Origin of the sequence: Janthinobacterium sp. 13 (assembly GCF_002749695.1) — a bacterium.
In the GTDB taxonomy this organism is placed as follows: Bacteria; Pseudomonadota; Gammaproteobacteria; order Burkholderiales; family Burkholderiaceae_D; genus Janthinobacterium; species Janthinobacterium kumbetense.
Window position 1 is genome coordinate 457211 of the sequence record NZ_PEEQ01000001.1, and the last position, 11031, is coordinate 468241.

10 protein-coding genes are annotated in these 11031 nt (G+C 60.7%); 4 read left to right on the forward strand and 6 right to left on the reverse strand.

Annotation, left to right across the window (positions count from 1 at the left end; genetic code table 11):
• Nucleotides 1–34 precede the first annotated feature (34 nt).
• Genes CLU94_RS01805 through CLU94_RS01815 form a run of 3 tightly spaced genes read right to left on the reverse strand, consistent with a single transcriptional unit; the run spans nt 35 to nt 3598 of the window.
• Nucleotides 35–2287, reverse strand: a complete 2253-nt coding sequence (locus CLU94_RS01805) for a RelA/SpoT family protein (protein ID WP_099664369.1) — start codon at nt 2285–2287, stop codon at nt 35–37.
• A 39-nt stretch (nt 2288–2326) separates the two neighbouring features.
• Nucleotides 2327–2677, reverse strand: a complete 351-nt coding sequence (locus tag CLU94_RS01810; protein WP_034784210.1) for a RidA family protein — start codon at nt 2675–2677, stop codon at nt 2327–2329.
• Nucleotides 2678–2716: 39 nt separating this feature from the next.
• Nucleotides 2717–3598 (reverse strand): alpha/beta fold hydrolase, encoded by an 882-nt coding sequence (locus tag CLU94_RS01815; protein WP_099664370.1) that lies wholly within the window; start codon nt 3596–3598, stop codon nt 2717–2719.
• 349 nt (nt 3599–3947) lie between these two features.
• Between CLU94_RS01815 and CLU94_RS01820 the strand changes: the two genes are divergently transcribed.
• Together CLU94_RS01820 and CLU94_RS01825 are read left to right on the forward strand one after the other, a co-directional pair.
• The gene (locus CLU94_RS01820) at nt 3948–5285 is read left to right on the forward strand and encodes a dicarboxylate/amino acid:cation symporter (RefSeq protein ID WP_257218648.1); all 1338 of its coding nucleotides are present in this window, start codon (nt 3948–3950) and stop codon (nt 5283–5285) included.
• A gap of 237 nt (nt 5286–5522) precedes the next feature.
• Nucleotides 5523–5933, forward strand: a complete 411-nt coding sequence (locus CLU94_RS01825) for a DoxX family protein (protein ID WP_077409084.1) — start codon at nt 5523–5525, stop codon at nt 5931–5933.
• Between the two features lie 50 nt (nt 5934–5983).
• Here CLU94_RS01825 and CLU94_RS01830 read toward each other — a convergent pair whose 3' ends face one another.
• Together CLU94_RS01830 and CLU94_RS01835 are read right to left on the reverse strand one after the other, a co-directional pair.
• Nucleotides 5984–6634, reverse strand: coding sequence for a CoA transferase subunit B (locus tag CLU94_RS01830; RefSeq protein ID WP_077403229.1), 651 nt, complete (start codon nt 6632–6634; stop codon nt 5984–5986).
• Nucleotides 6635–6791: 157 nt separating this feature from the next.
• The gene (locus CLU94_RS01835) at nt 6792–7490 is read right to left on the reverse strand and encodes a CoA transferase subunit A (protein ID WP_099664372.1); all 699 of its coding nucleotides are present in this window, start codon (nt 7488–7490) and stop codon (nt 6792–6794) included.
• 147 nt (nt 7491–7637) lie between these two features.
• Between CLU94_RS01835 and CLU94_RS01840 the strand changes: the two genes are divergently transcribed.
• On the forward strand, nt 7638–8204 hold the full coding sequence (locus CLU94_RS01840; RefSeq protein ID WP_099664373.1) for a LuxR C-terminal-related transcriptional regulator: 567 nt from the start codon (nt 7638–7640) through the stop codon (nt 8202–8204).
• 100 nt (nt 8205–8304) lie between these two features.
• Here the strand turns inward: CLU94_RS01840 and CLU94_RS01845 are convergent, their stop codons facing one another.
• Nucleotides 8305–9081 (reverse strand): SDR family oxidoreductase, encoded by a 777-nt coding sequence (locus CLU94_RS01845; protein ID WP_034752351.1) that lies wholly within the window; start codon nt 9079–9081, stop codon nt 8305–8307.
• A gap of 264 nt (nt 9082–9345) precedes the next feature.
• Here CLU94_RS01845 and CLU94_RS01850 point away from each other — a divergent pair, with 264 nt between their 5' ends.
• The gene (locus CLU94_RS01850) at nt 9346–11022 is read left to right on the forward strand and encodes an electron transfer flavoprotein-ubiquinone oxidoreductase (RefSeq protein WP_174718100.1); all 1677 of its coding nucleotides are present in this window, start codon (nt 9346–9348) and stop codon (nt 11020–11022) included.
• The last annotated feature ends 9 nt before the right edge of the window (nt 11023–11031 follow it).

Here is an 11031-nt window from a genome sequence, read left to right on the forward strand (position 1 = left end):
ACGTGGGAATCCGGGCCGGATTCCCACAGATAAATTAACTTCTTCTTGCTTCCAGCACGCCACTGACGTCCTTGATCACATTCAGCGCTTTTAGTAACTGCGCCGTCGAGCTGATCTCGGCCGTAAACGTCATGCGGGCCTGGCCCTTGGCGCTTTGGGTGTTGACGCCGATCACGTTGATCTTTTCGCGCGAAAAGATTTCGGAGATGTCGCGCAGCAAGCCCTGGCGGTCGCCGGCCAGGATGAAAATGTCGACCGGATACACGGTATCGTGTCCGCCCGTGCTGCCCCACTCCGTGAAGATCACGCGCTCGGGCGACTTGGCGCGCATTTCCTCGAAGTTCTTGCACGTGGCGCGGTGAATCGAGACGCCCTTGCCGCGCGTCACGAAACCGACGATGCTGTCCGGTGGCGCCGGCTTGCAGCACTTGGCCAGCACCGTCATGAGGCCTTCAGTGCCCACCACCAGCACGCCGGACTTGGCGCCCTGCTCCACGCTGGACGCGCGGCTTTTGCCGACCAGAACGGCGTCTTCCGGCACCACCACTTCGCCATTGTCGTGCAGCGCCTGCTCCACGTGGCGCAGGCTGAATTCATCCTTGCCCACCGACAGGAACAGTTCGTCGACTTTCGCAAAGCCCAGCTTTTGCGCCAGCGCTTCGAGGTTGACGGCCGTCTTGCCTTCGCGCTGCAGGGATTTTTCCACCAGCGCGCGGCCGTGGGCCAGGGTTTCCTGCATGTCGATGGCATGGAACCAGGCGCGGATCTTCGAACGCGTGCGCGTGCTGACGGCGTAGCCGGCGCTGAGCCAGTCGCGCGACGGCCCCGCCGTACCCGGCGCGCCCTTGGCCGTGATGATTTCGCAGGTCTGGCCGTTCTTCAATTGCGTATTCAAGGGCACCATGATGCCGTCGACCTTGGCGCCGCGGCAGCGGTGGCCCACGTCCGTATGCAAGTGATACGCAAAATCGACGGGCGTGGCGCCCACGGGCAATTCCAGCACCCGCGCCTGCGGCGTCATGACGAAGATGCGGTCGTCCAGGGTGGCGGATTTCAGCTTTTCCACCCATTCGCGCTGGATTTCTTCCTGGCCCACGACGGCGTCGGCTACTTCCGTTTTCCACGCCAGCAACTGGCGCAGCCAGGCAATCTTTTCGTCGTATTTCTGGCCGGCAAAGTTCGAACCGCCCTCTTCCTTGTAGCGCCAGTGCGCGGCCACGCCGTATTCGGCAAAGCTGTGCATTTCATTGGTGCGGATTTGCACTTCCAGCGGACGGCCATCCTCGGCCGTCACCACCGTGTGCAGCGACTGGTAACCGTTGGGTTTCGGCCGCGAAATGTAATCGTCGAATTCTTTCGGGATGGGGGTCCAGATATTGTGGACCACGCCCAGCACCGTGTAGCAGGTTTTCACGTCGGCAACGATGACGCGGAAGGCGCGCACGTCGTACAGGGCCGTAAAGTCCAGCTCCTTGCCGCGCATCTTGTTCCAGATGCTGTAAATGTGTTTCGGGCGGCCAAATACTTCCGCCTGGATACCGGCCGAGGCCAGCTCCGTCTGCAGGCGCAGAATCGCCGAGGAAACAAAACCCTCGCGCATCATGCGCTTTTCTTCCAGCATCTTGGCGATGCGTTTATACGCTTCCGGCTCGATGAAGCGGAACGACAAATCTTCCAGTTCCCACTTCAGCTGCCAGATACCGAGGCGGTTGGCCAGCGGCGCGTACAGGTCCAGCGTTTCCTTGCCATACTCGCGCGTCATTTCATTGAACAATTTCAACTCGGCGAAATAGCGTAAGGTGGTCACGCACGAAGCCAGGCGCACCAGCACGACGCGCATGTCGGACGCCATCGCCAGCAACATCTTGCGCAGGGTTTCCACCTGGGCCACGGCTTGCTGCGCCGCATTCTTGCCGCGCCCGCCAGCGCTGCCATGCTGCGCCTGGGTCAGCGCACGCAAACGGATCAGCTGGCGCACGCCTGTTGCCAGATCGCACACCTGCTTGCCGAAGCGCGGCTCGATATCGGCCGCCGTGTCGGGTTCCAGCAGGGTCAGCTCGAACATCAGGCCGGCGATGCGCGTTTCCGCATCGCTGCGCAGGAAAGCGAGCGTGGTGGCCACGCCGAGGGCGAACTCCAGCGCGGAGCGGCCGGCAAAGGTCAGCTTGTCGCCATACGCTTCGGTGGCATACGCGAGCGCGTCCAGCACGCGCGCGCTGTCCGGCGCACTCAAGCCCTCTACCAGTTGTTCCGAGGTGACGCTATTCGGGGCCGAGATGGAAACCATGTAATACCTTTAAACTTAATAACTCAACAACTGAATAACTTAACGCTCTGCAGCGATGATGACGATTTCCACCAAGCAAGCCGGATTGGCCAGCTTCGCTTCCACCGTGGCGCGCGGCGGCGTGTGGCCGGAAGCCACCCAGTCATCCCACACTTCATTCATGCCGGGAAAATCTTTCATGTCGGCGATGTAGATCTGGCAGGACAGGATGCAAGTCTTGTCGCTGCCCGCTTCCATCAGCAGACGGTCGACGTGGCCGAGCACTTCGCGCGTCTGGCCGACGATGCCCTGCGTGGTGTCTTCCGCGATCTGGCCAGCCAGGTAGATGGTGTTGTTGTGTATGGCTACTTCGGAGAGGCGTTTGCCTACGTGCAGTCGTGTAATTTCCATGCTTCTTCTTTCGGTTGTTTCAAAATCTGTACAGCGGTATTACTTGCCCAGCAAAAACTTGCGGGCGATGGCGATCTGGTCGTCGTGCACGAACGTGGGCGCATGGCCGACGCCGGCGATTTCCACCAGCTCCGCCTTCGGGCCGCGGCCCAGCATGAGCGTGGCCGTCTCGTGCGACAGCAGATCGGATTCCGAGCCCCGCACCAGCAAAGTGGGGCAGCGCACGGCATCATACGCGGCCCACAGCATGGCTTCGTCGCTGGCCGCCGATTCCGGCGTGGCCGAGCGGAACGGCATGGCCAGTCCCATATCATAGTGGCGGCGCCAGTGGCCATCCTTATCCTGGCGCAACACATCCACCGCCAGTTTATGCCATTCCGCGTCCGTGTGCGGACCGAAGCTGGCGGACACGTCGCGCACGAACCTGGCGCCTTGCTCGAATGTCTCGAAACGCAGGTCCTGGCCGATGTAGTCGCCGATGCGCTGCAAGGCTTCCGGCGCCAGTGTCGGGCCGATATCGTTCAAGACCAGCTTGCTGATCGGGCTGTCCGGCAACGATGCCAGGCCCAAGCCGATCAAGCCGCCCATCGAGGTGCCGAACCAGTCCACCGTCTGGCGCTCGCCATTGGCCAGCACGCGCGCCAGCAGGGTCACCATGTCGCTCACATATTGCGGCACGCGGTAAAACTGCGGGTTGGCCAGCCAGCCCGAGCGCCCGCGTCCCACCACGTCGGGGCAGATCACGCGGTAATCGCTGGCCATGGCGCGCGCCAGGTTGTCGAAGTCGTCCGCCACGCGCGTCACGCCATGGGCGCAGACGAGCACGTTCGGATTGTCCGCCGCGCCCCACTCTTTATACGACATGGTGTGCAAGCCTGCGGGGGAAATGCACTGGACGGTTTTGATGCTGGCTTCGATCATGCGATTCCTTATAACACCGGAGAAAACCTACTGCGCGTCGGTGGTTGCGGCCTGCGATGCTCACCGTACCAAAGTACGGTTGCGCTTCTCGGCCACAACTCCCTTCCGCTCGCTACGGTTTTGTCCGGCGTCGTTATTTGGTAGTAAAAAACAAAGAAACCGGCGATTTGCCGGTTGCCTCGCGCGCGACGCTACGGCAGTGTAGCGCAGCGCGGGCAATGCTCCAAGCGCGCGCCTGAAATGCTGCGGCGCAGCACAGCACTGGCACCTTCGCCATGGCGCAATACCCGATATAGCGAAAATGCATATCTGCGGTTATCCACAATTGAGCCTGCCTGGCAATGGGCGGATGATCGCAGCATCAACCCGCAAGAGGAGACCACTCGTGAAAAAACCATTCTATAAAATCCTGTACGTACAGGTGCTGTTCGCCATCGTGGCTGGCGTGCTGCTGGGGGTGTTCTACCCATCGAACGCCGTCGACATGAAACCGCTGGGCGACGGCTTTATCAAACTGATCAAGATGATCATCGCCCCGGTGATCTTCTGTACCGTGGTCTCCGGCATCGCCGGCATGCAGGATGTGAAGAAAATCGGCCGCGTGGGCGGCAAGGCGCTGCTGTACTTCGAAGTGGTTTCCACCTTCGCGCTGGCCATCGGCTTGCTGGTTGCTAACATCCTCAAACCGGGCGCCGGCTTCAACGCCGATCCGGCCCACCTGGACGCCAAGTCGATCGCGCAATACACGCACGCCGAAGGCATGAGCACCGTCGACTTCCTGATGAATATCATCCCGAAGACCTTCGTCGACGCCTTCGCCAAGGGCGACATCCTGCAAGTGCTGCTGATCGCCATCCTGTTCGGCTTTTCGCTGTCCCTGCTGGGCGAGCGCGGCCGTCCGGTCACCAAGCTGATCGACGAGCTGTCGCATGCCATCTTCGGCATGGTCAACATCATCATGAAAGTCGCTCCCATCGGCGCGTTCGGCGCGATGGCCTTTACCATCGGTAAATACGGCCTGGCTTCGCTGATCCCGCTGGCGAAACTGATGGGCTCGTTCTACCTGACCTGCTTCCTGTTCGTCTTCGTCGTGCTGGGCCTGATCGCCAAGTACACGGGCTTCTCCATCGGCCGCTTCCTGCTGTACATCAAGGAAGAACTGCTGATCGTGCTCGGTACCAGCTCGTCGGAATCGGCCCTGCCGGCCCTGATGAAAAAACTCGAACGCCTCGGTTGCTCCAAGCCAGTCGTCGGCCTGGTCGTGCCTACCGGCTACTCGTTCAACCTGGACGGCACCAATATCTACATGACCATGGCCGCCCTGTTCGTGGCGCAAGCTACCAACACGGAACTGACCATCTGGCAGGAACTGACCATCCTGGGCGTGGCGATGCTGACCTCGAAAGGCGCGTCCGGCATCACGGGCGCCGGCTTCATCACCCTGGCCGCCACCCTGGCCGTCGTGCCGACCATCCCCGTGGCCGGCATGGCGCTGATCCTGGGCATCGACCGCTTCATGAGCGAATGCCGCGCGCTGACCAATTTCGTCGGCAACGGCGTGGCCACCATCGTCGTGTCGAAATGGGAAAAAGAACTGGACATGGACAAGCTGCATAGCGAGCTGGCCCATCCAACCCACCCGACCGACGACGCGTATGTCGCGCCCAGCGTGAATATCGTCAAGTAAGCTGTACTCTTCATTGAAAAGCCCCGCAGATCACTCTGCGGGGCTTTTTTCATGCGTGCAGGCTTTTGCCGGCATCATCAACAAACAGTAAATCATCCATCAATATTTCATTGGATGATCAATGAATGAAAAACCATTACAGTACGGTCACCTGTTCGCCACCTGGTTCCCGCATAATGACATTGCGTTAATGCAAGCCTGACACCGAACCATCCTCACCTTTGAATGGAGTACGTCATGTCCCTCTCGCCCGCCTTCTACGCCACCTGGAACCCACGCCTGCTGGGCCTGCTGCGCATCATCCTCGGCTTCCTCTTCCTGCAACACGGCACGGCCAAACTGTTCGGCGCGCCGCACGTGGCCATGTTCGACGGCTTGCAACTGTTGTCCGTGATGGGCGCGGCCGGCGTCATCGAGCTCGTCGGCGGCAGCTTGCTGCTGGTGGGCCTGTTCACGCGCCCCGTCGCGTTCATCCTGTCGGGCCAGATGGCGGCCGCCTACTTCATGGCGCATGCGCCTGCCGGTTTCCTGCCGATCCTGAACGGCGGCGAAATGGCCGTCATGTATTGCTTCACCTTCCTGTATTTCGCAGTGGCAGGCGCCGGCGCCTACAGCCTGGACGGCTTGCGCGGCAAGGCAGGCGCATAAAAAAAGGGCGGACATCGCTGTCCGCCCTTTCATTGCCTGCGACGATCCGTTTATACGGCGGAAACGTCCAATTCAGCGCCCGTGGCCGCCTGCACCTGTTCCTTGGTCACGCCCGGCGCCAGTTCCACCAGCTTCAAACCGTTTTCCGTCACGTCGATCACGCCCAGGTCGCTGATGATGACGTCGACCACGCCCACGCCCGTCAGCGGCAAGTCGCACTGTTTCAGCAGCTTGTGCGACGTCGTGCCATCCTTGGCCGTGGCCACGTGTTCCATCAGCACGACGACGCGCTTGACGCCGGCGACGAGGTCCATCGCGCCGCCCATGCCCTTGACCATCTTGCCTGGGATCATCCAGTTCGCCAGGTCGCCCTTTTCCGACACTTGCATGGCGCCCAGGATGGCCAGGTTGATCTTGCCGCCGCGGATCATGCCAAACGAGTCAGCCGAGCTGAAGTAGGCGGCGCCCGGCAAGGCCGTCACCGTCTGCTTGCCCGCGTTGATCAGGTCAGCATCGACTTCATCGTCCGTGGGAAACGGGCCGATGCCCAGCAAGCCGTTTTCCGACTGCAGGAACACTTCGATATTTTCCGGCACATAGTTCGCCACCAGGGTCGGCAAGCCGATGCCCAGGTTCACATAAAAGCCATCCTGCAATTCCTTTGCCGCGCGCGCGGCCATTTCGTCACGTGTCCAAGCCATTATCATCTCCCTCAATTTTCGTGGAACGCCTGTCCAAACCTACTGTGCGGCGCGCTTTGCGGCCTGCGATGCTCACCGTACTAAAGTACGGTTGCGCTTCTTAGCCACAAATCACTGCCGCTCGCTACGGTTTTGCCATGCGTAAATCTTCTATTTATTAGTCAGTGCGCACGGTGCGCTGCTCGATGCGTTTTTCCGGGTTCGCGTTGACCACGATGCGGTGCACGAAGATGCTCGGCGTGTGGACTTGGTCCGGGTCGATCTCGCCCACTTCGACCAGTTTTTCCACTTCGACGATGGTGATCTTGCCCGCCATGGCCACGTTCGGGTTGAAATTGCGCGCCGTCTTGCGGTAGACCAAATTGCCCGCGCGGTCGGCCATGTAGGCTTTCACCAGCGACACATCGGCCACGAGGCTGCGCTCCATCACGTATTGTTCGCCGTCGAATTCGCGCAGTTCCTTGCCGTCGGCGACGATGGTGCCCACGCCCGTCTTGGTGAAGAAGGCGGGAATGCCGGCGCCGCCGGCGCGCAGCTTCTCGGCCAGGGTGCCTTGCGGCGTGAATTCCAGTTCCAGTTCGCCGGCCAGGTACTGGCGCGCGAATTCCTTGTTTTCGCCCACATAGGAGGCGATCATTTTCTTGATCTGGCGCGTGGTCAACAGCTGGCCCAGGCCGAAGCCGTCGACGCCGGCGTTATTCGAAATGGCCGTCAGGCCCGTCACGCCCGAATCGCGCAAGGCGCCGATCAGGGCTTCGGGGATGCCGCACAGGCCGAAGCCGCCAACGGCGATGGTCTGGCCATCTTGGACGATACCGGCCAGCGCCGAGGCGGCGTCAGGATAAACTTTATTCATGGGTGTCCCTCTATCTTTTGTTAAGCTTTGGTCTTGAGTCCATGACTCAGGCAGCGACTCAGCATAAAATACGCGAGTGGAAAGTACAATACCGTAGAACTACCGGCGCCGTGCCGGCAATCCCCCTGTGAGAGTGATACGTATCAGATGAACGCCGCGTCAGCCATCGATTATGAAAGTATCTTCCTGCACGCGCCCGTGGGCATGTGCATGTCGGAAAACCGCATCATGCGCAGCTGCAACGAAGCGCTGGCGGCCATGTTCGGCTATGCGCGCGCCCAGCTGGACGACCAGTCGTTCGAAGTACTCTACCCCACGCACGACGAATTCCTGCGCACCGGTGACCGCATCATCCCCATCATGAACGCCAGGGGCCGCTATTCGGACGAGCGCATCATGCGCCGCAGTAATGGTGAATTGTTCTGGTGCCACGTCACGGGCCACGCCATGCTGGCCGCACAGCCGCTGGGGCCGGGCATCTGGACGTTCGAGGATGTCAGCGAGAAACGTCCCGTGACGGCGGAACTGACGCCGCGCGAGCGCGAAATCGCCGCCCTGCTGGTGGAAGGCAAGACCAGCAAGGTCATCGCCCGCCAGATCGACCTCAGCCCCCGTACGGTGGAAATGCACCGCGCCAAGCTGATGCGCAAGTTCGCCGCCTCGACGTCGTCCGAGCTGGTGCATAAGCTGGTGGGACTGCAGCTGCAGCGCTAGGGCTGCAGCCATGGTGACTATCGTTTAACGCCAAGTAAAACCGTCGCGAGCGGCAGCGATTTGTGGCCGCGAAGCGCGACGCGCAGCAGGTTTTATGGCGTTAAAAGGTGCTCATGCCGCCATCGGCGGAAATGATGGCGCCGTTGATGAAATGCGAATCCTCGCCCGCCAGCAACAGCAGCAGGCCGTCGAGGTCTTCCGGCTTGCCCGGACGTTTATTCGGCAACATTTCGATCAATTTCTTGCCCTGTTCGGTGGCAAAGTAATCTTCGTTGATTTCCGTGGAAATGTAGCCGGGACAGATGGCGTTCGTGTTGATGCCGTACTTGCCCCACTCCACGGCCATGGCGCGCGTCATGTGCACCATGCCCGCCTTGCTCATGCAATACACGCCGATCTGCGGCAGCACCTGCAAGCCCGCCATCGAGGCGATATTGATGATGCGGTGCTGCTTCTTCGGGTCGCCCTTGGCGCGCGCGATCATGCGCTTGGCCGTTTGCTGGGCCACGAAGAACGATCCGCGCAGGTTGGTATCCATCACGAACGAATAATCCTCGGGCGTGACGTCGACCAGGCGTTGCGTGGTGGAGACACCGGAATTGTTGACGAGGATATCGATGGGGCCCGCTTCCGTTTCCGCGTGCGCGATGGCCGACTTGATGCTGGCGAAGTCGGTCACGTCGAGCGACACCACGTGCGCGGCGCCGCCATCGGCTTCGATTTCGGCGCGCAATTCCTTCAGGCGTTCGGTGCGGCGCGACGCCAGCACGACCTGCGCGCCAGCCTGGGCCAGCACTTTCGCAAAGCGCGCGCCGAGGCCGCTCGATGCGCCGGTAATCAGGGCAATCTTGCCCTCGAAATTGACTTCTATGCCCACGAGCTACTCCTGTTTTATTTTAGATAACACTTTACGCCGTGCCGATGGCGCAGGGGCAAAATACCCTGCGTCGCACTTGAGCAAAGGTAAACGCCATCATTACACAAAATGGCCGGATTTAGATTGCGGCGAGGGGCAATGTCACGCAAAATGGCGCCAAAGTTGCAATCCTCGTCAAAAACAAGCACACTCGTGCTTAAATTTCCCCGATGATGCTTTATTCCCTATCCTTGCTACCTAATTGAGTGACTATAAATCGAGACCATGACACAGCCTAATAACTTAGTTGAACAGTACGGACCGCGCGAAACCATGGAATATGACGTGGTGATCGTCGGCGGTGGCCCCGCAGGCTTGGCCGCGGCGATCCGCCTGAAGCAGCTGGCCGCTGAAAAGAGCCAGGAAGTGTCCGTCTGCGTGCTGGAAAAAGGCGGCGAACTGGGCGCGCATATCCTGTCGGGCGCCATCATGGACCCGAAAGCGCTGACCGAACTGATTCCGAACTGGAAAGAACTGGGCGCGCCCCTGAACACGGAAGTGACGGAAGACCGCATCCTGTTCCTGACCGAAACGAAAGCGTATAAGACGCCAGGCTTCGCCGTGCCGGCCTGCTTTGAAAACCACGGCAATTACATCGTCTCGCTGGGCAATGTGGTGCGCTGGATGGGCCAGCAGGCGGAAAACCTGGGCGTGGAAATCTTCCCCGGCTTCCCTGCCGCGGAAATCCTCTACAACGACGACGGTTCCGTCAAAGGCGTGGCGACCGGCAACATGGGCGTCAAGCGCGACGGCGAACCGGGCCCCGACTTCCAGCTGGGCATGGAATTGCACGCCAAGTACACCCTGTTCGCCGAAGGCGCGCGCGGCCACCTGGGCAAGCAATTGATGGCCAAGTATGACTTGAATGCCGGCAAGGACCCGCAGTCCTACGGCATCGGCATCAAGGAATTGTGGGAAATCGACCCGGCCCAGCACAAGCCGGGCCTGGTGATCCACTCGAGCGGCTGGCCGCTGGACACGAAAACCTACGGCGGCTCCTTCCTGTACCACCTGGAAAACAACCAGGTCATGGTGGGCTACGTGGTCGGCTTGAACTACGAAAACCCGTACCTGTCGCCGTACGAGGAATTCCAGCGCTACAAGACGCATCCGGAAATCCGCAAGTTCTTCGAAGGCGGCAAGCGCATCTCGTACGGCGCGCGCGCCATCGCGGCCGGCGGCCTGCAATCGTTGCCGAAACTGGTGTTTGCGGGCGGCGCGCTGATTGGCTGCGATGCGGGCTTCCTGAACATGAGCCGCATCAAGGGCAGCCACGCGGCCATCAAGAGCGGCATGCTGGCGGCGGATGCGGCCTTCGGCGCGCTGGGCGAACAGCGCCAGCACGACGAACTGACGAGCTACCCTGTCGCCTTCGAACAATCGTGGCTGCATGAAGAGCTGCACGTGGCGCGCAACGTCAAGCCATGGCTGTCGAAAGGCCTGTACCTGGGCAGCCTGATGACGGGCATCGACCAGCTGATCTTCCGCGGCAAGGCGCCGTGGACCCTGCACCACTCGCATGGCGACCACGAATGCCTGAAACCGGCCGCCCAGTCGAAGAAGATCGTGTATCCGAAACCCGATGGCAAGTTGACCTTCGACAAGATGTCGTCCGTGTTCATTTCGAACACGAACCACGCGGAAGACCAGCCGATCCACCTGACGCTGAAGAACGCCAGCGTGCCCGTCGACGTCAACCTGGCCACGTATGCGGGTCCGGAAGCCCGTTACTGTCCCGCCGGCGTGTACGAGTTCGTGAAGAACGACGACGGCGCCGAACGCCTGCAGATCAATGCGCAGAACTGCGTGCACTGTAAAACCTGCGACATCAAGGATCCGACGCAAAACATCGTGTGGGTGACACCGGAAGGCGGCGGCGGGCCGAACTATCCGAATATGTAATCGCAAGGC